The sequence below is a fragment of the Actinoalloteichus hymeniacidonis genome, assembly GCF_014203365.1.
Classification (GTDB): domain Bacteria; phylum Actinomycetota; class Actinomycetes; order Mycobacteriales; family Pseudonocardiaceae; genus Actinoalloteichus_A; species Actinoalloteichus_A hymeniacidonis.
In genome coordinates this window covers 2,019,557-2,043,250 of record NZ_JACHIS010000001.1, presented here as the reverse complement: position 1 = coordinate 2,043,250, position 23,694 = coordinate 2,019,557, and the positions used below count along the sequence as shown (strand labels likewise).

Genomic DNA, 23,694 nt, shown 5'->3' with positions numbered 1-23,694 from the left:
TCGGCGATGGTGACAAGGAGGGCGCGGTTACGGCGTGCGGACACGCCCAGGATCAGTGGCCCCTCAGGCAGTCCCACCCGGACGGGCAGATCGCTTCCCTGAACCGAATGACCCTCGATCGCGCTCCGCCACGCTGAGCAACTCCTCGGCGTGCGCCCGACCAGTCTCGGTGGAGTCCATCCCCGCCAGCATCCTGGCCAGTTCCACCACCCGGTCGGCCTCGCTGACGGTGCGGACGCTGCTCGCGGTAATCCCGGATCCCGATCCCTTATGCACCACCAGATGCCGGTCGGCGTAGGCCGCTACCTGGGGCAGGTGGGTGACGACGACGACCTGATGGGAGACGGCCAGCCGCGCCAGCCTGCGTCCGACCTCGACTGCGGCACGGCCACCGACTCCGGCGTCGACCTCGTCGAACACCATGGTGGGCACCGGATCGGAGTCGGCGAGGACCACCTCCAAGGCCAGCATCACCCTGGACAGCTCACCGCCGGAAGCGCCCTTCTGCACGGGCAGCGCCGGGGCCCCCTCGTGGGCGATCAGCCGCAGCTCCACATCGTCGACGCCGTCCGGCCCGGCCTGGACTCGCTGGCCGTCCATGGTCAGCACGGCGTCGTCGGTGGGCACCGCCCGCTTGCGGAGCACCGCGACCTCGATGCGTGCCGAGGACATCGCCAAGCCTGCCAGCTCCGCCGACACGGCCTTGCCCAGCTCGTTGGACGCCGCCACCCTGGCGGCCCCGACCCGTTCGGCATGCCCGACCAGTTCCTCCTCCAACTCGTCGCGCCGCTTGGCCAGCGCATCGAGCACCCCGTCGGAACCGTCCGCAAGAGACAGTCGTTGCCTGGCATCCTCCGCCCAGGCCAGCACACCGTCGATGTCGGCGGCGTACTTCCTGGTGAGCGCCTTCAATTCCGCCTGTCGGGACAACACCCGTTCCAGTCGCGCCGGATCGGCGTCCAGCCGGTCCAGATATGCCCCGAGCTCGGCGCCGACATCGACCAAGAGCGCGATCGCCTCGCCCAGCCTCGGTTCGAGTTCGCGCAGCTGGGTGTCGTCGGCACCGATGAGTCGCCGTCGGGCGTCACCGAGCATGCCCAGCGCGCCAGGTTGGTCGGGATCGCCATCGGCGGCACCCGTCAAGGCCAGTTGGGCGCCGAAGGCAGCCGCCCGCAGCTGGTCGGCGTCGGCGAGCCGCTTCGCCTCCTCGACGAGTTCCTCGTCCTCACCGGGCTGCGGGTCCAACGCCTCGATCTCGGTGAGACCGTGTCGAAGGATGCTGGCCTCGCGCGCCAACTCCTTGGCCTGCTCGGCACGCAGTCGGAGCTCCTCGGCGACGCTGAGCCACTCGGCCCGGACCCGCCGATAGTCGCCCAGCGGCGACAGCACCGGGTCACCCGCGAAGCGATCCAGCACCGCGCGTTGCTCGCTGCCGCGCAGCAATCGCAACTGGTCGTTCTGGCCGTGCACGGCCAAAGCCTGTTCGGCCAGTTGCGCCAACACTCCGATCGGTACCGACCGACCACCGAGGTGGGCGCGGGATCTGCCGTCGGCGTTCACGGTTCGTACCGCGATCAGGCTGCCGTCCTCATCGGGATCGGCGCCCACATCGGCGGCCACCTTCGCGGCGCCGTCGGTGCTCTCGATCCGGAATCGTCCTTCGACGACCGTCCGCTCGGCGCCCGACCGCACCCGAGAGGACTCGGCACGTCCCCCACTGAGCAGGTGGAGTCCGGTGACGACCATCGTCTTGCCCGCACCCGTCTCGCCCGTCACCACGGTCAAACCGGGGTGCAATTCGAGGGTGGCCTCGTCGATGACGCCGAGGCCCTGGATTCGCATCTCGGCCAACACACCCCGAACCCTATCGCCGAGGCGAGACAGCCGGGAATACTCGGGCGCACTCACCCACCCGTCGACGGCCGGTGCACCATGGGAAACCGGGCCTGTCGGGTGTCTGGACGCTCAGTCGTCGACGGGTCCGCGCCAGCCCTGCACCGGTAGGGAGAACTTGCGGGTCAGCCGGTCGGTGAACGGGGCGGGACGCAGGCGCACCAGGCCCACCGGTAGGTCGCCTGCCAACACCTCGACCCTGGCGCCCGCCGGTAGCTCGACGGTGCGACGGCCGTCACAGCACAACACCGCAGGATGGCCGCCCGCATCGATCTCGACGGCGACCACCGACGTCCAGGCCACCACCAGGGATCGGGAGAACAGGGCGTGCGCATTGCTGGGCAGCACCAGCATCGCGGGCACCTCCGGCCAGATCACCGGGCCGCCCGCGGAGAACGCGTACGCGGTCGAACCGGTGGGCGTGGCACACAGGACCCCGTCGCAACCGAAAGCCGACACAGGCCTGCCGTCGACCTCCACGACGACGTCGAGGATTCGCTCCCGGCTGCTCTTCTCCATACTGGCCTCGTTGAGGGCCCAGTCCTGCGCGATGACCTCGCCGTTGTGATAGGCCACGACGTTGAGCGTCATCCGCTCGTCGACCTGATAGTCCCGGCGGATGACCGCCTGAACGGCCTCCTCGACGTGTTCGGCATCCGCTTCCGCCAGGAAACCGACCCGTCCGAGGTTCACCCCCAGCACGGGGACCCTGGCGGGGCGGGCGAGTTCGGCCGCACGCAACAACGTCCCGTCACCACCGAGGACGAAGACCAGTTCAACGCCTGCCGCCGCCTCCGGCCCCGGTTCCACCACCCGGTCGTAGCGAGCCGCGTCGAGGTCGGGGGCCTCGTCGGCCAACACTCGCAGCGCGATATCGGCCTCGGCGAACATCGCGGCGACGTCGTGCGCGGTGCGCCTGCTGGCCTCCCTGCCGGTGTGGACCACCAGGAGTACCTCGCGGGTCATCGCGGGCCCTCCCGCACCGCGTCCCGGACCGCCTGCTCCACGTCGGCTGCCTCCATGCTCGGGACGACGGCCGATTCCACCGTGGAATCCGGCTGCTCGCCGCCCTGCTCGGGTGGTGCTCCGGCCTTGGTCAGCCAGAGGAAGTACTCCACATTGCCTGCTGGGCCGGGCAACGGGCTGGCGATCACGCCCCGGAACACCAGATCGTGTTGTTGCGCAACCCGGATCACCTCCAGGACCGCCTCCACCCGCAGCGCCGGATCACGAACAACGCCACCGGAACCGAGTCTGTTCCGGCCCACCTCGAACTGCGGCTTGACCATCGGCAGCAGATCGGCGCCCGGCGCGGCGCAGGAGGCCAACGAGGGCAACACCAGGCGCAGCGAGATGAACGACAGATCGGCGACCACCAGATCAACCGGTCCGCCGATGAGTTCCGGGGTCAGCGCACGGACATTGGTGCGATCCAGCACATGCACCCGGTCGTCGGTCTGGAGCCGCCACACGAGCTGGCCGTAGCCGACGTCGGCCGCCACGACCTCGACGGCATCGCGGCGCAGCAACACATCGGTGAACCCACCGGTCGATGCGCCTGCGTCGAGACAACGACGACCGGCCGCACTCAACCCGGCCGGTTCGAAGGCATCCAGCGCACCGACCAGTTTGTGTGCACCGCGAGAAGCCCAGCCGGGATCGTCCTCATCGGACTGGACCAACACCGGCGCGTCGGTCTCCACCGCCGTGGCGGGTTTGCTGGCGACCATTCCCCGAACCAGGACCCGGCCCGCGTTGACCAGTTCCACCGCTTGTTCCCTGGACCTGGCCAGGCCCCGGCGCACCAGCTCGGCGTCCAGCCGTACTCGTCGCGCCACGATCAGATCCGATCGATGCCGCTGAGGGCATCACTGAGCGCGGTGTGTACCGCGTCGAACCGCGCGACGTGCTCCGAGGTGTCCAACTCGTCCAAGCCGTCGAGCTGTCGGACCGATTCCTCCACCTCGGCGATCGACGTCGCGGGGTCCGGCCCGGTGTCACGGGAGGGACCCGCTGCGAGAAGCATCGGCGTGGGGCCCTGATCACGGTTCATCCGGCTCGCTCATCTCGTGATCGCCAACTGGTCACCCTCAATACTCTGCCATGACTCCCAGACCGAGTGCGCGCACCGAGGTATCGGACATTTCGTCGTGCGCCCAGACCAGCGGGAGCGCGCCGACAGCAGAGGCCGACCACCACGCGGCGCAGAGCGCCCGCAGGAGATCCAGCGGCGGGCCGTCGGATTCCCGCGCCGTGTCCAGCGCGCGAACGGTCAATCCGCCCTCAACGGCCCGAATCTCCCACCGGTCCTGTTCGATGATCCGCAGTTCCTCGGCATCGTCGAAGACCGCACCGAGGTCCGTGGCGAGAAACACCGGGCGGTGAATCGGATCTGCGGCGAGGAGACCGGCGGGATCGGTCACTCCGGAGAGGACCAGGAGCGAGTCCATCGAGCTGTTCACCGCGCCCTCGATGTCGGTGTCCAACCGATCGCCGACGACCAGGGGGCGAACCGCGCCGAGCCCGCTCGCCGCCTGCTCGAACAACGGCGAGCGTGGTTTGCCCGCCAGATCGGGACCACGTCCGGTGGCCGCCCGCAGTGCGGCCACCATCGAGCCGTTCCCAGGCAGGAGTCCCCGCTCGGTCGGAACCGTGGGGTCGAGATTGCAGGCCACCCACCAGGCCCCGGCCCGAATCGCTTCGCAGGCGGCCGCCAGGTCGGGCCAGGCGGTGGCGACCGAGTGTCCCTGAATGACCGCGGTGAAGTTCGCGGGCGATTCGGCCTCGGCCGCCGCGACGGGTCGCAGGCCGACCTGTTCGACCTCCGTTCGCAGCGCCGCCGACCCGACGACCAGTACCTCGGTACCGGGTTCGAGCTTTGCCGCCAACACTGCGGCGCCTGCCTGCGCCGAAGTACTCACCTCGGCGATCTCGGCGTCGAAACCGAGGCCACGCAGATGGGCTGCCACGTCCTCCGGTGCCCGCGATGCGTTGTTGGTCACGTAGCGCAGGGCCACTCCCGCCGCCCGAGCCCGAGACAGGGTCGCTCGCGCGTCGCCCACCGGCTCGCCACCCCGGAACACGGTGCCGTCCAGATCGAGCAGCAATGCGTCGTATCGGTCCACCAGCCTCGGACCGCTCTCGGTCTGCTTCCGGGTGGCGGGAGTGCCGCCCATTGGTGCCTCCTCGATCAACGCTCCGCCGGCGGGTCGGCCTTGGCCGAGTCCTCGTCGGCGGCGGAGTCGGACTTCGGTTCCTCCGTCGTGGCAGCCGCATCCACCTGCTCGTCGACAGCCTCGGCCGACTCCGCAGCCTCGGCGCTGCCGCTCCGGTCCTCGGGAGTCTCCTCGGCAACCGCCTCGGTAGCGGCGACTTCCTCGGTGTCCTCGGCCTCGCGGTCCTTCGTCACGCGGTCTTGCTCAGCGGAGTCGTCGCTCGCCTTCGGTTCTTGAATCGGCTCGTAACGGCGTGGTGGGGTGCGGCCCGCGAGCTCGTCGGCGAGATCGCTCGCGCGCTCCGACGCATCGGTCTCGTCCGCGTCATCGGCCTCGGCGGCGTTGAGGAACCACCGCACCGCCTCCTCGCCCCGTCCTGCAGCGGCGAGGTTGTCGGCGTAGGCGTAGAACAGGCGCGCGCTCCACGGCTGCTTGCGCTTCGGGTCGAGATCCGGGCCCTGCAGGGCGACCACGGCGGCGTTCAACTCGCCGAGGTCTCGCCGGGCACCGGCGGCCACGATGCGCAGCTCGATGGCTTCCGCAGCAGGCAATGCGGAGGCCTCCGGCGACCGCAGCAGGTCCAGGGCGCGTTCCGGCCTGCCCAGTGCCCGCTCGCAGTCCGCCATGACCGCGATCATGCCGGGACCGCCGCTCATCCGCCGCGCGGCCCGCAGCTCGGTGAGGGCCTCAGCCCATTCCTCGGCGTGATAGGCACTGACGCCTGCCGCCTCGCGGACCAGACCGATCCGGCCCGCCTTCGAGCGAGCGAAACGGGCGTGGGCCAGTGCGGCCTGCGGGTCCTCGTCCACCAGCAGGCCTGCGGCCACCAGGTGGCGGCCGACGAGTTCGGCCAGGCTCATGGACAGCGAACCCAGCGCACGCCGGGCACCGGGGTCGAGGTCGGTCAGCTCGATGTCCTCGGGCAGCTGTGGCTCGGGCACCGAGGGTGCCCGGTCGTCCCGACGCCGATCCGAGGGCCGACGGTCGTCGCCGCGCGAGGCGAAGCGATCGCGAGCGGGTCCACCCGAGCTGCGATCGCGGTCGCCGAAGGAGCGGGCGGGCCGGTCGGAACGCCCACCCTGTCCGCCGCCGCGACGATCGTCGTCACGGGGCGGCCTACGGTCATACGAGCGCTCAGACCGATCCGAGCGGCCTGCGAACGAGCCCCGGCGGTCGTCGTCCCGAGGCGGCCTGCGGTCGTAGGAGCGCTCGGGCCGATCCGAGCGTGCACTCGATTCGCCGGTCCGACGGTCACCGTCGGACGACCGCTGATTGAAGGACCGCTCCGGCCGGTTGGCGGAGGAATCGCGCCGGTCTCCATCACGGCTGGGCCGACGGTCGTCGAAACGGGGGCGATCATCGTTGCGTCGATCGCCGTCCGGCCTGCGGGACGGGCCGCGATCGTAGGAACGACGATCCGAGCCGCCGCTGGGACGCCGATCATCGGAGCGGCGAGGGGAATCACGGCGCTCGAAGCCTCGGCCACCGGAGTCCCGGCTACCCGAATCCCGGCTGCCACCGAAGTCTCGACGCGGAGCCGAGCCGCCCGACCGGGAGTCACGCGAACCTGCAGGTCGATCCGAACGGTTCGAGGCGCCTCGGCCTGCGGTGAAGTCGGACCGCCTCGGCCCGTCATAACGGCGGGGGCCTCGGTCGTCGTCTCGACGAGGGCCGCCACTGCCGCCTCGGTCAGAGCGGTAGCCGCCCGAGGACGAGTCGTCCCGACGCTCGGGTCGGTCGTATCGACGGGGACGGTCGTCGCCACCAGACCGGCCGCTATTGCCATCGAACCTGCGTTCGCGGCCGCCTGCGGAGTCCGAACGGTCCGAGCCACGGGACCAACCACCGGAGCGGTTGTCAGAAGACGCCCGACGGTCAGCGGCGCCCCTCGGGGTCGCGGAGCCTCGATCGTCACGGCGATCGGAGAACCTCCCGCGATCACCCTGGCCACCGCGCGACCGGTTGTCGCCGGAGCCCGCCCGGTCCCGAGAGTCGCCGCCGTAGCCCCGTCGATCATTGCCCTGCGACCCGGAGCGCTCCCGGTCACCACGCGGCGCGCCGTATCCGCCCTGACGAGGCCGGTCGCGATTGTCCCGGCTGTCGCGGTTGTCTCGGCCGGAGAATCCGTCTCGACGTGGGGCGCCGCCTCGGTCCCCATCGCGACGATCCCCGCCACGCGGCGGATCGCTCCGCCTTCCTCTGTCGCCACCGCCTGCGGGCCGCGACCCTCGGCTGTCCCCGGACCGCTGTGGGCTACGGCGGTCGTCACGACCACCGTCCCGGTCACGACCACGGTCGCCGCGATCGCGGGAGTCCCCACGCGAACCGGAGTACTTTCCGTCTCGCGCCCGATCGCCACCTCCAGGGCCACGACCAGACCCAGAGTGACCATTCGAGCGGTGGCTGTTACCGCCGGACCGCTCTGTTGAACCGGACACGAGACCTCCTGCTGAACAACATGCTGAACGAAAACGACATACCTATGAACACGGTAGCCGCAGATTCCGACATCATGTCGTGGGCAGGTCGGCTACCTGTCTTCAAGCACAAAAAAATGGGTGGAGGAGAAACCGGGAGCACCATTCAAAGGTGCTTCAACCAGTCTCTCCCCCACCCATCGGTTGAGGTAAAGGTCGGCGGCGTCCTACTCTCCCACACCCCCACGGGTGCAGTACCATCGGCGCTGGAGGGCTTAGCTTCCGGGTTCGGAATGGGACCGGGCGTTTCCCCACCGCTATGACCACCGACACACCTGCGAACAAACAACCCAACCACCCGCTGTCCCTCCCCCGAACCCGAAACACACAGGAAAAACCTGAATGCTCCAGACCCCGAAGAGACACAACCCGGTCAGGGTTGTTCCTTCAGAACCACACAGTGGACGCGTAGCACCTTCGTGAGCAAGTCCTCGGCCTATTAGTACCCGTCAACTCCACCCGTTACCGAGCTTCCATCTCGAGCCTATCAACCCAGTGGTCTACTGGGGGCCTTAACCCACAAAGGGTGGGACACCTCATCTAGGAACAGGCTTCCCGCTTAGATGCTTTCAGCGGTTATCCCTCCCGAACGTAGCCAACCAGCCATGCACCTGGCGGTACAACTGGCACACCAGAGGTTCGTCCATCCCGGTCCTCTCGTACTAGGGACAGCCTTCCGCAAGTATCCTACGCGCGCGGCGGATAGGGACCGAACTGTCTCACGACGTTCTAAACCCAGCTCGCGTGCCGCTTTAATGGGCGAACAGCCCAACCCTTGGGACCTACTCCAGCCCCAGGATGCGACGAGCCGACATCGAGGTGCCAAACCATGCCGTCGATATGGACTCTTGGGCAAGATCAGCCTGTTATCCCCGGGGTACCTTTTATCCGTTGAGCGACACCGCTTCCACCAGCCAGTGCCGGATCACTAGTCCCGACTTTCGTCCCTGCTCGACCCGTCAGTCTCACAGTCAAGCTCCCTTGTGCACTTACACTCAACACCTGATTGCCAACCAGGCTGAGGGAACCTTTGGGCGCCTCCGTTACCCTTTGGGAGGCAACCGCCCCAGTTAAACTACCCACCAGGCACTGTCCCTGAACCCGATCAGGGTCCGAGGTTAGACATCCAGTACGACCAGAGTGGTATTTCAACGATGACTCCACAACCACTGGCGTGATCGCTTCACAGTCTCCCACCTATCCTACACAAGCCGAACCGAACACCAATACCAAGCTATAGTAAAGGTCCCGGGGTCTTTCCGTCCTGCCGCGCGTAACGAGCATCTTTACTCGTAGTGCAATTTCGCCGGGCCTGTGGTTGAGACAGCGGAGAAGTCGTTACGCCATTCGTGCAGGTCGGAACTTACCCGACAAGGAATTTCGCTACCTTAGGATGGTTATAGTTACCACCGCCGTTTACTGGCGCTTAAGTTCTCACCTTCGCCCCCAAAGGAGCTAAGCGGTCCCCTTAACGTTCCAGCACCGGGCAGGCGTCAGTCCGTATACATCGTCTTACGACTTCGCACGGACCTGTGTTTTTAATAAACAGTCGCTTCTCCCTGGTCTCTGCGGCCACACAACGCTAGCCCGAAAAAGGCTTCACGCCACACGGCCCCCCTTCTCCCGAAGTTACGGGGGCATTTTGCCGAGTTCCTTAACCACAGTTCACCCGATCGCCTCGGTATACTCTACCTGACCACCTGTGTCGGTTTGGGGTACGGGCCGCCTGGATACTCGCTAGAGGCTTTTCTCGGCAGCATGGGCTCACTCTACTTCGCCTCAATCGGCTACGCATCACGTCTCACCCATCACGCTCCAACGGATTTACCTATCAGAGCAGGCTACACGCTTACACCAGTACTACCACTCACTGGCGGAGCTACCCTCCTGCGTCACCCCATCACTTGACTACTACCAGCTCAGATCCCGCGCAGACCACCACCACCCCCGAAAGGGCAACAATAATCCGGGCGGTTAGTATCACCAGCCTCGCCATGGGCGCATCCACACGGGTACGGGAATATCAACCCGTTGTCCATCGACTACGCCTGTCGGCCTCGCCTTAGGTCCCGACTTACCCTGGGCGGAATAACCTGGCCCAGGAACCCTTGGTCATACGGCGGCAGAGTTTCTCACTCTGCTTTCGCTACTCATGCCTGCATTCTCACTCGCACACCATCCACGACTCGTTTCCACGGCCGCTTCACCCGATGCACGACGCTCCCCTACCCATCCACACACCTAGACCTGATCCGAAAACCAGGCCGAGCACACGTGTGAATGACACAGCTTCGGCGGTGCGCTTGAGCCCCGCTACATTATCGGCGCAGGACCACTTGACCAGTGAGCTATTACGCACTCTTTAAAGGATGGCTGCTTCTAAGCCAACCTCCTGGTTGTCTGGGCGACCCCACATCCTTTCCCACTTAGCGCACACTTAGGGGCCTTAGCTGGTGTTCTGGGCTGTTTCCCTCTCGACTACGAAGCTTATCCCCCGCAGTCTCACTGCCACGCTCTCACTCACCCGCATTCGGAGTTTGGCTGACGTCAGTAACCTTGTAGGGCCCATTAGCCATCCAGTGCTCTACCTCAGATGAGAAACACGTGACGCTGCACCTAAATGCATTTCGGGGAGAACCAGCTATCACGGAGTTTGACTGGCCTTTCACCCCTACCCACAGCTCATCCCCCAGGTTTTCAACCCTGGTGGGTTCGGGCCTCCACACGGTCTTACCCGCGCTTCACCCTGGCCATGGGTAGATCACTCCGCTTCGGGTCTAGGACACGCGACTCAACCGCCCTATTAGGACTCGCTTTCGCTACGGCTACCCCACCCGGGTTAACCTCGCCACATATCACTAACTCGCAGGCTCATTCTTCAAAAGGCACGCCATCACCCCGAAAGGCTCTGACGGCTTGTAGGCATACGGGTTCAGGTACTATTTCACTCCCCTCCCGGGGTACTTTTCATCTTTCCCTCACGGTACTAGTCCGCTATCGGTCATCAGGAAGTATTTAGGCTTAGCGGGTGGTCCCGCCAGATTCACAGCAAATTTCACGAGCTCGCTGCTACTTGGGAACACGACCAGGAGACGCCAGGTTTTCGCGTACGGGAGTATCACCCTCTACGCCGGTGCTTTCCAGACACCTTCCGCTAACCACAACGTTTTCTCACTCCTTGCCAGCTCAGCAGCGCCGGCCGATCGGTCCCACGACCCCGCACACGCAACCCCTGCCAGGTATCACACGTGCACGGTTTAGCCTCTTCCGCTTTCGCTCGCCACTACTCACGGAATCACGGTTGTTTTCTCTTCCTACGGGTACTGAGATGTTTCACTTCCCCGCGTTCCCTCCACACACCCTATATATTCAGATGCGGGTGACACCCCATGACGGGTGCCGGGTTTCCCCATTCGGACACCCTCGGCTCATAGCTCGGTTGACAGCTCCCCGAGGATTATCGCAGTCTCCTACGTCCTTCATCGGCTCCTGATGCCTAGACATCCACCGTATGCCCTTAATAACTTGACCACAAAGATGCTCGCGTCCACTGTGTAGTTCTCAAAGAACAACGAACCCACCCGCACCCAGTACCCACCCACCCCCACCAACGGAAGCGGTATAGACACCACGGACAGACCCATCTGTTCACAACCAAGAGACACCCAACCCCCTTCAAGGGGGCCCCGTGTTCTCTCAGGACCCAACAGTGTGTCGACCCCAACCAGACATGACCACCAGAATGCTTTCCACGCCCACCGAAGCAAGCAGTACTCACACCACCGACAACCACACCCCATCGGGGGTAACCAGCAGTCCACATCCACTGAGCAGCCGCCGTCCACCACACTCGGGCAGACCAGACGACAACCCCACCACAACCAAAGCTGTGAGTGAGAAGTGCTCCTTAGAAAGGAGGTGATCCAGCCGCACCTTCCGGTACGGCTACCTTGTTACGACTTCGTCCCAATCGCCAGTCCCACCTTCGACCACTCCCCCCCTTGCGGGTTGGGCCATGGGCTTCGGGTGTTACCGACTTTCGTGACGTGACGGGCGGTGTGTACAAGGCCCGGGAACGTATTCACCGCAGCGTTGCTGATCTGCGATTACTAGCGACTCCGACTTCACGGGGTCGAGTTGCAGACCCCGATCCGAACTGAGACCGGCTTTATGGGATTCGCTCCACCTCACGGTTTAGCAGCCCTTTGTACCGGCCATTGTAGCATGTGTGAAGCCCTGGACATAAGGGGCATGATGACTTGACGTCGTCCCCACCTTCCTCCGAGTTGACCCCGGCAGTCTCCCATGAGTCCCCACCATTACGTGCTGGCAACATGGAATAAGGGTTGCGCTCGTTGCGGGACTTAACCCAACATCTCACGACACGAGCTGACGACAGCCATGCACCACCTGTACACCGACCTTGCGGAAACCCCGTCTCCGAGGCTGTCCGGTGCATGTCAAACCCAGGTAAGGTTCTTCGCGTTGCATCGAATTAATCCACATGCTCCGCCGCTTGTGCGGGCCCCCGTCAATTCCTTTGAGTTTTAGCCTTGCGGCCGTACTCCCCAGGCGGGGCGCTTAATGCGTTAGCTACGGCACGGAGGACGTGGAAATCCCCCACACCTAGCGCCCACCGTTTACGGCGTGGACTACCAGGGTATCTAATCCTGTTCGCTCCCCACGCTTTCGCTCCTCAGCGTCAGTATCGGCCCAGAGACCCGCCTTCGCCACCGGTGTTCCTCCTGATATCTGCGCATTTCACCGCTACACCAGGAATTCCAGTCTCCCCTGCCGAACTCAAGTCTGCCCGTATCGACTGCACGCCCAGGGTTAAGCCCCAGGTTTTCACAGCCGACGCGACAAACCGCCTACGAGCTCTTTACGCCCAATAATTCCGGACAACGCTCGCACCCTACGTATTACCGCGGCTGCTGGCACGTAGTTAGCCGGTGCTTCTTCTGCGCCTACCGTCACTTTCGCTTCTTCGGCGCTGAAAGAGGTTTACAACCCGAAGGCCGTCATCCCTCACGCGGCGTCGCTGCGTCAGGCTTTCGCCCATTGCGCAATATTCCCCACTGCTGCCTCCCGTAGGAGTCTGGGCCGTGTCTCAGTCCCAGTGTGGCCGGTCGCCCTCTCAGGCCGGCTACCCGTCGTCGCCTTGGTAGGCCATCACCCCACCAACAAGCTGATAGGCCGCGGGCCCATCCCACACCGCCGGAACTTTCCACACACCACCATGCGATGGCATGTCATATCCGGTATTAGCCCCGGTTTCCCGAGGTTATCCCAAAGTGCAGGGCAGGTTACCCACGTGTTACTCACCCGTTCGCCGCTCGTGTACCCCGAAGGGCCTTACCGCTCGACTTGCATGTGTTAAGCACGCCGCCAGCGTTCGTCCTGAGCCAGGATCAAACTCTCCATCAATGAATGATGAGAATCAGACCATGACTGATCTATATCTTCTCAAAGGAATCCTCTACAACGGAGGATTTTGAAACAACCAAACAAGCTCTGCTGGCTATTATCTCGACACACTGTTGAGTTCTCAAAGAACACGCGCACCACCACCCACACCACACTGTCGTGGTTTCAGCGGTGAACGCCTCGTGTTGATTCATATTTATTGTGTTCCACCCACCGGAGTGGGCTTCGTCGTGCTGGTGAAGCTTATCAGAGCCACTCCGTAACCCCAAATCCGGGGTTTTCGGTGTTTCTCTCGGCTCGTTGTGGTGAAACCTTAGCAAGTTCCGATTTTCGCTGTCAAATCGGGGGCAACCTCGCAGTCGCAACCCGATCCCACCCGAAACCGACACCCGAAAGGCACTGGCCACGACCGAACCGTATTCATATTTCAAGACTTCTATAGCTAGCGCGAAACCACATCTAAAATCGAGTCAAAACCCGATTCTCGATGAATCTCTCAATCTCAAACTCGAAAGTCCGAAACTGTGCTCAGCGTTGCGCCGATGAAACCTAGCAGCACCTCGATATCCAGACTTCAGCGGGTCCTAGAACCCACATCCGACCGGAGTCGACGCACCACAAAATCAGTTGTCAAGCTTTCCGTTGATCATGCCATCGCAGCCGATCGCGTCTTTCGACGCTCGGTCCCGCTTGGTCAGATTTTCCGGAGGTCGCCCACTCTACCATCCTGCGATGGGAGCTTGGTTCGCAACCCGGCCGTTGGCAACACACTCAGAACCTTGCGGCTTACCGAGTCACTGTTGCGCTGACTCGAAGAAAGTTACGCCTCGCGGACGGCAATGTCAAATCCCCGGGAAGATCGGCCACCGACGAGGCGAACGCGCAGGTCAAAGCGCCCACGGAAATCGGTGGCCGATCGCAGGATCAGGAGATCGCGCGCACCCCGGCCATGTGACGCTTGCCACGACGGACGACCAACCAGCCACCCGGCAAGAGATCGGCCCCCGTGGGGATCCACTGCTCATCGGTGATCCGCACGTTGTTCACGTACGCACCACCCTCCGACACCGTTCGACGCGCAGCGCCCTTGCTCGCCACGATCCCCGAGGCCACCAGCAGTTCGACGATCGTCAGATCGTCGGCCAACTTGCGCTCGGCGCCCGGGAGCTCGGCCATGGCAGCGGAAAGCGTCCCCTCGTCCAGGTCGCGCAGCTCGCCGCGACCGAAGAGCGCGGAGCTGGCTGCGGTGACCCGTCGGGTCTCCTCCGCCCCGTGCACCAGGGTCGTCAGTTCCTCGGCGAGGCGCCGCTGTCCCTGTCGCAGTGCTGGCTTCTCCGCCGTGATCTGCTCCAGCTCCTCGATCTCCTCCCTGGACAGGAAGGTGAAGAGCCGCAGGTACTGCCCGACCTGGGCATCGGACGTGTTCAGGAAGTACTGGTACCAGGCGTACGGCGAGGTCATGGTCGGGTCGAGCCACACACTGCCGCCGCCGGTGGACTTGCCGAACTTGCGGCCCTCGGTGTCGGTGACCAAGGGCAGCGTCATCGCGTGGGCGCTTGCGGAGGCGACCCTGCGGATCAGGTCCACCCCGCCGACGATGTTGCCCCACTGGTCGGAGCCACCGATCTGCAGCGTGCAGCCATGCCTGCGGAACAACTCCAGGTAGTCGTTGGACTGCAGGAGGAGGTAGCTGAACTCCGTGTAGGAGATGCCATCGCCCTCCAACCGTCGCTTCACCGTCTCCCTGGAGAGCAGGGTGTTCACCGGGAAGTGCTTTCCGACGTCGCGGAGGAACTCGAGGACCGTCATCTCGCCGGTCCAGTTCAGGTTGTTCTCGGTCAGGGCGCCGGTCACCGGGTCGTCGAAGTCGACGAAACGTTCCAGTTGACCGCGCAGCCGCACCACCCAATCGGAGACGGTGTCCACGCTGTTCAACGTCCGCTCGCCGACATCACGCGGATCACCGATCATGCCGGTCGCTCCACCGGACAGCACGATCGGCCGGTGCCCGGCCAGCTGGAATCGGCGCAACGTCAGCAGCGGCACCAGATGGCCCGCGTGCAGACTCGGTCCGGTCGGGTCGAAACCCGAATAGAGGGTGAGGGGCGCGTCGTCGAGAGCTCGCCGCAGGGCGGCGGAGTCGGTGGATTGCGCGATCAGACCGCGCCAGGTCAACTCGTCGATGATGTGCTCGCTCACGGCTTCATTCTGCCGCACCCGGCAGGCCGATCAGGGCGTCACCCTGTTCCGCCCGCCGTAGGTGTCCTGCGCCGACCACCGCGTCGATAGGTGCTGACCGCGCTGGAACCGTCCTGCCAGAAACGCCATGGCGTGCTGATCGCCGAGGCGACCCCGACTCTCGGCCCGGTGCGCACCGAACTCGCGGGCACCTCGGCGCCCCAGCGCAGGCGCACCGGAGAGGCCGGATCGGTCAGATCGATTCCATCGTGGTCCCGATGCAGTCCCAGCACCGAGGTCAACCGAGCAGGCCCCTTGGCTAACTCGGCGTCGTTGCGCGCGCTGGGTCGACGTTCGCGTGCCTTCTCGACGCCACCGACCACCTCGGCGCCCCGCAGCAGGACCGCACCCGCCACGCCATCGGTCAGGCACACCACGTTGGCGCAGAAGTGCATGCCGTAGACGAAGTAGACGTACAGGTGTCCGGCGGGGCCGAACATCACGTCGTTGCGTGGTGTCCGGCCCCGGTAGCAATGCGAGGCCGGATCGTCCGCACCCCGGTAGGCCTCGACCTCCACCAGGCGCACCGAGACCGGCTCGGATTCCTCGGTTCCCTCGACCATCGGCAGCCGCGACTCCACGACACAGCCCAGTAGCCGAGTAGCCGCGACCACCGGATCGATCGCCAATTCGTCCCTGGTGGCCAGGGCTCCCGGTACGCCGATGTGCAGGCTCATCCCAACACCGATCTCGCCGCCCACTCGCGGTGCTCGGCAACCACCTCGGACAGCCGGGTCCGCTGCTCGCCGACCCGCTGCGGCGCGGTGCCGCCGTGTGCGTCTCGCGAGGCGATCGATCCCTCGACGTTCAACACCTCACGGACCTTGGGGGTCAACGCGGGCGAGATCTCGGCCAGTTCCTCGTCGGTGAGGTCGTCCAGGCCGACCCCGCGCGCCTCGGCCGCTCGCACGCAGGCCCCCGCCGCCTCGTGGGCGACACGGAACGGCACGCCTGCCCGCACCAGCCATTCCGCGACGTCGGTGGCCAAGGTGAACCCGGCAGGCGCCAGCGCGGCCATCCGCTCGACGTCGAAGGTCAGCGTGCCCAGCATTCCCGCAACCGCAGGCAACAGCAGTTCCAACTGGCCGACCGAGTCGAACAGCGGTTCCTTGTCCTCCTGCAGGTCCCGGTTGTAGGCGAGCGGCTGGGCCTTGAGGGTCGCCAGCAATCCGGTCAGATTCCCGATCAGCCGGCCGGACTTGCCCCTGGTCAGCTCGGCCACGTCCGGATTCTTCTTCTGCGGCATGATCGAACTGCCTGTCGACCAGGCATCGTCGAGCATCGCATACCCGAACTCGGCCGTGGTCCAGATGATCACCTCTTCCGAGATCCGGGAGAGGTTCACACCCAGCATCGCGAGCACGAAGGCTGCCTCGGCCGCGAAATCACGCGACGCCGTGCCGTCGATCGAGTTCTCCACCGGTGCGTCGAAACCGAGCTCCGTCGCCACCGCAGCCGGGTCGAGGCCGAGTGAGGAGCCCGCCAGCGCACCGGATCCATAGGGCGAGACCGCCGTCCTGACGTCCCAATCCCGCAAACGTGCGACGTCGCGGACCAGGGACTGCCCGTGGGCCAGCAGATGGTGGGCCAGCAGCACCGGCTGGGCGTGCTGGAGATGGGTACGGCCCGGCATCACCGCATCCGGGTGGGCGGCGGCCTGGTCGATCAGTGCGGCCACCACGTCGAGGGTGCCGGTCGCCACCCGCCGCGTCGCATCGCGCAACCACATCCGGAACAGCGTCGCGACCTGGTCGTTGCGCGAACGCCCCGCGCGGAGTCTGCCGCCCAGCTCCGGTCCGACCCGTTCCAGCAGGCCGCGTTCCAACGCGGTGTGCACGTCCTCATCGGCGCGGGTCGGCAGGAAGGTGCCTTCCTCGACATCGGCGGCCAGTCTGTCCAGTCCCTCGTGCATTCTGGTCAGCTCGTCGGCGCTGAGCAGCCCCGCGCGGTGCAGGACTCGCGCATGCGCCCGGGAGCCCGCGAGGTCGTACGGCGCGAGGGCCCAGTCGAAGTGGGTCGAATCACTCAGCGCGGCCATCGCCTCGGCGGGGCCGGAACTGAACCGACCGCCCCAGAGCCGAGCCGTCGCGCCACTGGAGTCACTCACCTGGATACCTCGTCTTCTGCTGCGTGTCCGCAGGTCGGAACACATCATTGGTCGAGTGCTCGGCATCGGCCGAACACCGGGGGCCGTTTCTCCACGAGCCGCATTCTCTGGGCTCCACACCGCAGAAATCCGCTGCGGTTACTCGCATTCTCGTCAATGTCGGTGACGGAGGGTGACCCGGGGTGAAGATCGGCATCGGCACCGGCCGCCCTCGTCTCGCCGCGCCATGCCGCGATGACCGGGTCGCCTCGCGATGAACCGGGCACGCTCTCCCGACGCATTCGAGACCGGATTCGACCTCCGGGGCCAAGCCGCCCGGCCGGGATCACGCCCGGCCCGGGGTAGGCGTCGGACCACGGTCGTCAGGCCGGGCTCGGCCCGCCGTCCTCGGTCCGGTGGCGCAGTTCCTCGGCCAGACGGGCCTCCGCAGGCGATGCGGCGCCGACGTCGGCTCGGCCCGCCAACTCGGCGAACCGGTGGGCAAGCTCGGCGCCGCTCAACGGCTCCCGCGCTACCACCAACAGCGTGTCGTCCCCGGCGATGGTGCCGACCACATCGTGCAGGGCCGCCCGGTCCAAGGCGCTGGCCAGGAACTGAGCCGCCCCCGGTGGGGTGCGCAACACGGCCAGGTTCTGCGAGGAATCGACCGAGACCAGCAGCTCGTTGAGGAGCCTGCCCAGCCGCGAGGTGCCGCCTTCCACCCCCCGCAGCGGACTCCCGTCCTCGGGGATCAGATAGACGGCGGCGCCACCATCGGCACCACGCAGTTTGACCGCGCCCAGCTCGTCCAGGTCCCGGGACAGCGTCGCCTGCGTGACCTCGATGCCCTCGATCGCAAGCAGCCGCGCCAATTCGGCCTGACTCCGCACCGCACGCTGGGTGACCAACGCGACGATCCGGGCCTGCCGGGCGACGCGGGTGGGGGCGGTGCTCGCCCGCGACTCCGTCATCGCAGTCTCTCCTCGGCGAGTAGCCAGCACAGCAACGCCTTCTGCGCGTGCAAGCGGTTCTCAGCCTCGTCCCAGACCACACTGGCCGGGCCGTCGATCACCTCGTCGGTGATCTCCCAACCGCGATGCGCGGGCAGACAGTGCAACACGATGGCGTTGGGCGCAGCCTTGGCCAACAGCTGAGCGTCGATGCTGTACGGGCGGAACGGGCCGACGCGGTCCTTGCCGTCGTTCTCCTGTCCCATCGAGCTCCAGGTATCGGTGACCAGGGCCTCCGCACCCGCGACAGCCGCCGCCGGGTCGCCTACGACCTCGACCGACCCGCCCGTCTCCTCGGCACGGCGACGGGCAGCGGCCAGGACCGCCGGGGCCGGGTCGAAGCCCTTGGGTGCCGCGACCTTGACATGCATGCCCGCCGTGACGCCACCGAGCATCAACGAGTGCGCCATGTTGTTGGCACCATCGCCCAGGAAGGTCATCGTGCGTCCGGCGAGCGATCCGAGACGCTCCCGGATCGTCTGCAGGTCCGCCAACACCTGGCAGGGATGGAAGTCGTCGGTGAGCGCATTGATCACCGGCACGGTCGACACCGAGGCCATCGCCTCGATCCTGGCCTGGGCGAAGGTCCGCCACACCACCGCATCGGCATATCGGGAGAGCACCCGGGAGGTGTCCTCGATGGTCTCCTCCCTGCCGAGTTGCATGCTGCGGCCGTCGACCGTGATCGCGTGACCGCCGAGCTGCGCGATACCCGCCTCGAACGAGAGCCGGGTTCGAGTGGAGTTCTTCTCGAAGATGACCGCGATGGTCTTGGGGCCCGCCAACGCCTTGGTACCGAGCGGGTCCTTCTTCAACCGGTCGGCGAGGTCGAGCACCTCGGTCTGCTCGGCGGGGCTCAAGTCGTCGTCCCGGAGGAAATGCCGAGGCATCAGTCACCACTTTCTTTCTCGGCCGCACCCGTCACCGCGTCGAGCATCTCGGGTAGGTCGGTGACGAAGCCCGCAGCCTCGTCGTCGGTCAGGATCAGCGGCGGGGCCAACCGCAGGACGTCCGGCTGCGCCGGGTTGATCAGATAACCGGCCTTACGGGCGGCATCGGCGACGCCTGCGGCCAGCGGACGGTTGAGCGCAACGCCGATGAGCAGCCCGCTGCCCCGAACGCCCGCCAGCAGCGGATGACCACTGCGCTCGATACCGGTCACCAGGTCTTTGCCGACCCGGTTGACCTGGTCGAGCAGGCCGTCCTGGGCAATGGTGCGCAGCACGGCCAACGCCGCAGCGCAACAGACGGGGTTCCCGCCGAAGGTAGTCCCGTGCTGGCCGGGGCCGAGCAGCTCGGCGACCGGGCCCACCGCGATGCAGGCCCCGATCGGAAGGCCGCCGCCGAGTTGCTTGGCCAGGGTGAGGACATCCGGCACGATGCCCTCCTGTTGGTAGGCGAACCACGAGCCCGTCCGGCCGATGCCGGTCTGGACCTCGTCGATCACCAGCAGCGCACCGTGTTCGGCGGTGATCTCCCGGACCGCACGCAGGTAGCCGTCGGGGGGCAGGACCACTCCGGCCTCGCCCTGCACCGGTTCGATCACCACGGCGGCCGTGTCGGCATCGACGGCGGCCCGCATGGCCTCGACATCGCCGAAGGGGATGTGCACGACACCGGACGGCAACGGTTCGAAGGGTGTCCGCTTGGCCGGTTGACCGGTGAGGGCCAGCGCCCCCATGGTGCGGCCGTGGAAGGAGTTCTCGGTTGCGATGATCTTCGGCCTGCCCGTGCGCCGCGCGATCTTGAATGCGGCCTCCACGGCCTCGGTCCCCGAGTTGCACAGCAGCACCCGGCCCTGCGTGCCGAAACCGGTGATTTCCAGCAGTGTCTCGGCCAACTCGACGGCGGGTGACGTGCTGAAGAAGTTGGAGGTGTGACCGAGGGTGTTGATCTGTCGGGTGACCGCCTCGACGACCGCCGGATGCGCATGTCCCAGCGCGTTGACCGCGATACCCGCGAAGAGATCGAGATACCTGGTGCCGTCGGCGTCCCAGACATGGCTGCCCTGGCCACGTTCCAGAGTCATCGCGGGCGTGCCGTAGTTGTTCATCAGGGCACCGCGCCAACGCCGTGCCCCTGCGTCGTTGCCGGACTCAGGACTGGTCATCGGTCGCCCTCCTCGGGTAGCACCATGGTTCCTATGCCTTGGCTGGTGAAGACCTCCAGCAGTACGGAGTGCGCCAACCTGCCATCGATCACGTGCGCCCGTGGGACCCCGCCGCGCACGGCACGCAGGCATGCCTCCATCTTGGGACGCATCCCGCTGTCGAGGGTGGGCAGCAACTGCTCGAGCGCCTGGGCATCGAGCCGATCGATCAGGGAGGAGCGGTCCGGCCAGTTGGCATAGAGCCCCTCGACATCGGTCAGCACCACGAGCTTGGCGGCCTCCAGCGCCACCGCCAGCGCGGCCGCGGCCGTGTCGGCGTTGACGTTGTGCACCACGCCGTCGGCGTCGGGAGCGATCGTGGACACCACCGGGATCCGACCGGCCCGCACGATGTCGAGCACCGCATCGGGATTGACCGACACCACGTCGCCGACCAGGCCGATGTCGACCGGTTCGCCGTCCACCACCGCACCCCGGCGCGCTGCCGTGAAGAGTTGAGCGTCCTCACCCGAGATCCCGACGGCGAATGGGCCGTGCGCGTTGATCAGACCGACCAACTCGCGACCGACCTGGCCGAACAAGACCATCCGCACCACGTCCATCGTCTCGGGCGTGGTGACCCGGAGCCCGCCCCGGAACTCCCCCGGGATCCCGAGTCGTTCCAGCATCGCGCTGATCTGCGGGCCGCCACCGTGGACGACGACGGGATGCAATCCCGCGAGCCGCAGGAAGACCATGTCCTGGGCGAAGGTCCGTTTCAGCTTCTCGTCGATCATCGCGTTGCCGCCGTATTTGACGACGACGGTGGCTCCACTGAAACGCTGCAACCACGGCAGCGCCTCCACCAGGACGGCGGCTTTTTCGCCCGCGTCGGCGGACCGGTCTGTCGCCGGAGGATCGCTGGGGCCCGTCATGACGAGTACGCGCTGTTCTCTTCGACGTAGGCATGGGACAGATCGGTGGTCAGCACCGTGGTGCTGTCGTCGCCGAGGTGGAGATCGATGTATACCTCGATCTCCGGCCCGGAGAGATCCGCCGAATCACGCTCGGCTGCCTTCGCGCCGTTCTTGCACAGCAGCACTCCGTTGATGCTGATGTCGAGGCGATCCGGATCGACCCTGGCTCCGGAACGGCCGACGGCCATCGCGATCCGGCCCCAGTTCGGATCGGAACCGAACAGTGCCGTGCCCACCAGGTGATCCTCGGCGACGGTCCGGGCGACCCTGGTCGCGCAGTCCTCGCTGTCGGCTCCGGCCACCTCGATGCGCACTCGTTTCGTGGCGCCCTCCGCATCGATCTGCAACTGCTCGACAAGATCGGCGCAGACCTCGGTGAGGGCGCCGGTGAACGCTCCTGCGCCGGGGTTGATCCGCGAGGCCCCGGAAGCGGACAGCAGGACGGTGTCGTTGGTGGAGGTCGAACCGTCGACGTCGAGCCGGTGGAAGGTGCGCTCGACGGCGGCGCGCAGGGCGAAGTCGAGCAGGCGGGCATCGACCACCGCATCGGTGGTGATGACCGCGAGCATCGTGGCCATGTTGGGGGCGCACATCCCGGCGCCCTTGGCGAAACCGCCGATGCTCCACCCGGCCGGGTCTCGGTAGGCGACCTGCTTGGGCACCGTGTCGGTGGTCATCACCGCCGTGGCTGCGGCCAACCCGGCCGCCGCGTCGACGTCCAATGAGTCCACCGCGGTGCGGATTCCGCCGCGCACGGCGTCCATGGGCAGCCGCTCGCCGATGAGCCCGGTGGAGCACACCGCGATGTCGATCGCGCCGAAGCCGAGTTGCTCGGCGACGTCCTCGGCGGTGGCATGGGTGTCCTGAAAGCCTTCGGGGCCGGTGCAGGCGTTGGCACAACCGGAGTTCAGCACCACGGCGCGGAACCGGTGCTGAGTGAGCACCTGCTGGGACCAGCGCACCGGCGCGGCCGCCACCTTGTTGGTCGTGAAGACCCCGGCGGCGACGTCGGCCGGGCCGTCGTTGACGACCAGTGCGAGGTCCTTGGCGCCCGCTGCTTTGATCCCTGCGGCGATCCCCGAGGCTCGGAAGCCCTTCGAGGCCGTGACGCCGAGCTCGCGGTCGAGGGGAAGATCGCCGAGTTCGGCGGAGAATGTGGTGCTCACGGTGCGACTCCCACGGTGCTCAGGCCGGTGGTCTCCGGCAGGCCGAGTGCGAGGTTCATGCTCTGTACGGCGCCGCCTGCAGTTCCCTTGGTGAGGTTGTCCAATGCGGCGACGATGACGAGGCGGCCCGCGTCGGGGTCCACCGTGACCTGAAGCTGCGCCGAGTTGGAGCCCACCGTGGCGGCGGTGGTCGGCCAGCTGCCCTCGGGAAGGAGCTGCACGAAGGGCTCGTCGCGGTAGGCGCGCTCGTAGATCTCCCTGGCGGCGGCCGTGTCCAGCTCGCCGACGATGGGGGCCGAGCAGGTGGCCAGGATGCCCCGGGACATCGGGGCGAGCACCGGGGTGAAGGACACCCGGACCGGCGTGCCCGCGGATCGTGAGAGGTTGGCCGTCAGCTCCGGGGTGTGGCGGTGTACTCCGCCGACGCCGTAAGCCGAGGCGGAGCCGAGTACCTCGGACGCGATGAGGTGCGGTTTGAGTGCCCGCCCTGCTCCGGAGGTGCCGGTGACACCGACGACGACGAGCTCCGGTTGAACCACGCCGGCAGCGAAGGCCGGGATGGCAGCGAGCAGCGTGGTGGTCGGGAAGCAACCGGGCACCGCGATACGGCGGGCGCCGAGCAGTGCCTCGCGGAAACCAGGCAGCTCCGGCAGCCCGTAGGGCCACTGACCGGCGTGTTCGCTGCCGTACCAGCGCTGCCAATCATCGGAATCGGCCAACCGGAAGTCCGCACCGCAGTCGATCACCACGGTCTGGTCGTCGAGTTGGTCGGCGAGCGCGGCGGAATGACCATGCGGCAGCGCCAGGAACACCACGTCGTGGCCCGCGAGCGTTTCGGCGGTGGTGTCGACCAGGATCCGGTCGGCGAGTGGAGTCAGGTGCGGTTGATGTCTGCCCAGCGGCGTGCCCGCGCTGCCGCCTGCGCTGAGCGCGCCGATCTCGATCTCGGGGTGCGCGAGGAGCAGCCGAAGCAACTCACCGCCCGCGTACCCACTGGCTCCCGCGACCGCCACCCGAACCGTCATGCGAATGATTATGCACAAGAATGCAAACTCAATCAATCCTCTTATCGGGTGGTGGCGTCGCGAGACCAGCCCGCCGGACACGGGCATCCGA

Annotated in this window: 15 protein-coding genes and 3 rRNA genes; all 18 read right to left on the bottom strand. The window is 66.3% G+C overall.

Translation table 11 applies throughout. The annotated features are described in order from the left end of the window. Positions 1-63: 63 nt before the first annotated feature. Positions 64-1,854: a DNA repair protein RecN gene (recN, locus tag BKA25_RS09155; RefSeq protein WP_069850610.1), complete on the bottom strand. Its 1,791-nt coding sequence runs from the start codon at positions 1,852-1,854 to the stop codon at positions 64-66. 111 nt (positions 1,855-1,965) lie between these two features. After that, positions 1,966-2,859, bottom strand: a complete 894-nt coding sequence (locus BKA25_RS09150; RefSeq protein WP_069850612.1) for an NAD kinase — start codon at positions 2,857-2,859, stop codon at positions 1,966-1,968. After that, positions 2,856-3,731, bottom strand: coding sequence for a TlyA family RNA methyltransferase (locus tag BKA25_RS09145; protein WP_069850614.1), 876 nt, complete (start codon positions 3,729-3,731; stop codon positions 2,856-2,858). The genes BKA25_RS09150 and BKA25_RS09145 overlap by 4 nt, the downstream gene beginning before the upstream one ends. Before the next feature lie 2 nt (positions 3,732-3,733). Beyond that, positions 3,734-3,946 carry a hypothetical protein gene (locus tag BKA25_RS09140; RefSeq protein ID WP_069850615.1) on the bottom strand — a complete coding sequence of 71 codons (213 nt, stop codon included), beginning with the start codon at positions 3,944-3,946 and terminating at the stop codon, positions 3,734-3,736. A 37-nt stretch (positions 3,947-3,983) separates the two neighbouring features. Beyond that, entirely contained in the window at positions 3,984-5,069 is a 1,086-nt protein-coding gene (locus BKA25_RS09135; RefSeq protein WP_069850617.1) for an HAD-IIA family hydrolase, read from the bottom strand. A 14-nt stretch (positions 5,070-5,083) separates the two neighbouring features. Then, positions 5,084-6,049, bottom strand: a complete 966-nt coding sequence (locus BKA25_RS09130) for a hypothetical protein (RefSeq protein WP_184285082.1) — start codon at positions 6,047-6,049, stop codon at positions 5,084-5,086. Positions 6,050-7,739: 1,690 nt separating this feature from the next. After that, a 5S ribosomal RNA gene (rrf, locus tag BKA25_RS09125) occupies positions 7,740-7,856 on the bottom strand. A 148-nt stretch (positions 7,857-8,004) separates the two neighbouring features. Beyond that, positions 8,005-11,116: ribosomal RNA gene (locus BKA25_RS09120) — 23S ribosomal RNA — on the bottom strand. Between the two features lie 380 nt (positions 11,117-11,496). Then, positions 11,497-13,012, bottom strand: a 16S ribosomal RNA gene (locus BKA25_RS09115). Together the 16S, 23S and 5S rRNA genes form the textbook arrangement of a ribosomal RNA operon. Before the next feature lie 924 nt (positions 13,013-13,936). Then, positions 13,937-15,211, bottom strand: coding sequence for a tyrosine--tRNA ligase (gene tyrS / locus BKA25_RS09110; RefSeq protein WP_069850621.1), 1,275 nt, complete (start codon positions 15,209-15,211; stop codon positions 13,937-13,939). Between the two features lie 38 nt (positions 15,212-15,249). Beyond that, the gene (locus BKA25_RS09105) at positions 15,250-15,927 is read right to left on the bottom strand and encodes a DNA-3-methyladenine glycosylase (RefSeq protein ID WP_069850623.1); all 678 of its coding nucleotides are present in this window, start codon (positions 15,925-15,927) and stop codon (positions 15,250-15,252) included. Beyond that, positions 15,924-17,357: an argininosuccinate lyase gene (gene argH / locus BKA25_RS09100; RefSeq protein WP_069850624.1), complete on the bottom strand. Its 1,434-nt coding sequence runs from the start codon at positions 17,355-17,357 to the stop codon at positions 15,924-15,926. The genes BKA25_RS09105 and argH overlap by 4 nt, the downstream gene beginning before the upstream one ends. Positions 17,358-17,719: 362 nt before the next feature. Further along, positions 17,720-18,307, bottom strand: coding sequence for an arginine repressor (locus BKA25_RS09095; protein WP_084643211.1), 588 nt, complete (start codon positions 18,305-18,307; stop codon positions 17,720-17,722). Then, a complete protein-coding gene (gene argF / locus BKA25_RS09090) occupies positions 18,304-19,236 on the bottom strand; it encodes an ornithine carbamoyltransferase (protein WP_069850626.1) in 933 nt (310 codons plus the stop codon). The genes BKA25_RS09095 and argF overlap by 4 nt, the downstream gene beginning before the upstream one ends. Then, positions 19,236-20,456 (bottom strand): acetylornithine transaminase, encoded by a 1,221-nt coding sequence (locus BKA25_RS09085; RefSeq protein WP_069850627.1) that lies wholly within the window; start codon positions 20,454-20,456, stop codon positions 19,236-19,238. Before BKA25_RS09085 ends, argF begins: the two co-directional genes overlap by 1 nt. After that, positions 20,453-21,370 carry an acetylglutamate kinase gene (argB, locus tag BKA25_RS09080; RefSeq protein ID WP_069850629.1) on the bottom strand — a complete coding sequence of 306 codons (918 nt, stop codon included), beginning with the start codon at positions 21,368-21,370 and terminating at the stop codon, positions 20,453-20,455. The genes BKA25_RS09085 and argB overlap by 4 nt, the downstream gene beginning before the upstream one ends. Beyond that, positions 21,367-22,578, bottom strand: coding sequence for a bifunctional glutamate N-acetyltransferase/amino-acid acetyltransferase ArgJ (argJ, locus tag BKA25_RS09075; protein WP_069850630.1), 1,212 nt, complete (start codon positions 22,576-22,578; stop codon positions 21,367-21,369). The genes argB and argJ overlap by 4 nt, the downstream gene beginning before the upstream one ends. Then, a complete protein-coding gene (argC, locus tag BKA25_RS09070) occupies positions 22,575-23,603 on the bottom strand; it encodes an N-acetyl-gamma-glutamyl-phosphate reductase (protein ID WP_069850632.1) in 1,029 nt (342 codons plus the stop codon). The genes argJ and argC overlap by 4 nt, the downstream gene beginning before the upstream one ends. Between the last annotated feature and the right edge of the window lie 91 nt (positions 23,604-23,694).

Excerpts from the sequence above, each read along its gene's own strand:
- BKA25_RS09150 (WP_069850612.1), bottom strand. The coding sequence starts at position 2,859 with ATGACCCGCGAGGTACTCCTGGTGGTCCACACCGGCAGGGAGGCCAGC.
- BKA25_RS09140 (WP_069850615.1), bottom strand. The coding sequence starts at position 3,946 with ATGAACCGTGATCAGGGCCCCACGCCGATGCTTCTCGCAGCGGGTCCC.
- BKA25_RS09135 (WP_069850617.1), bottom strand. The coding sequence starts at position 5,069 with ATGGGCGGCACTCCCGCCACCCGGAAGCAGACCGAGAGCGGTCCGAGG.
- BKA25_RS09105 (WP_069850623.1), bottom strand. The coding sequence starts at position 15,927 with ATGAGCCTGCACATCGGCGTACCGGGAGCCCTGGCCACCAGGGACGAA.
- BKA25_RS09095 (WP_084643211.1), bottom strand. The coding sequence starts at position 18,307 with ATGACGGAGTCGCGGGCGAGCACCGCCCCCACCCGCGTCGCCCGGCAG.
- argF (WP_069850626.1), bottom strand. The coding sequence starts at position 19,236 with ATGCCTCGGCATTTCCTCCGGGACGACGACTTGAGCCCCGCCGAGCAG.
- BKA25_RS09085 (WP_069850627.1), bottom strand. The coding sequence starts at position 20,456 with ATGACCAGTCCTGAGTCCGGCAACGACGCAGGGGCACGGCGTTGGCGC.
- argB (WP_069850629.1), bottom strand. The coding sequence starts at position 21,370 with ATGACGGGCCCCAGCGATCCTCCGGCGACAGACCGGTCCGCCGACGCG.
- argC (WP_069850632.1), bottom strand. The coding sequence starts at position 23,603 with ATGACGGTTCGGGTGGCGGTCGCGGGAGCCAGTGGGTACGCGGGCGGT.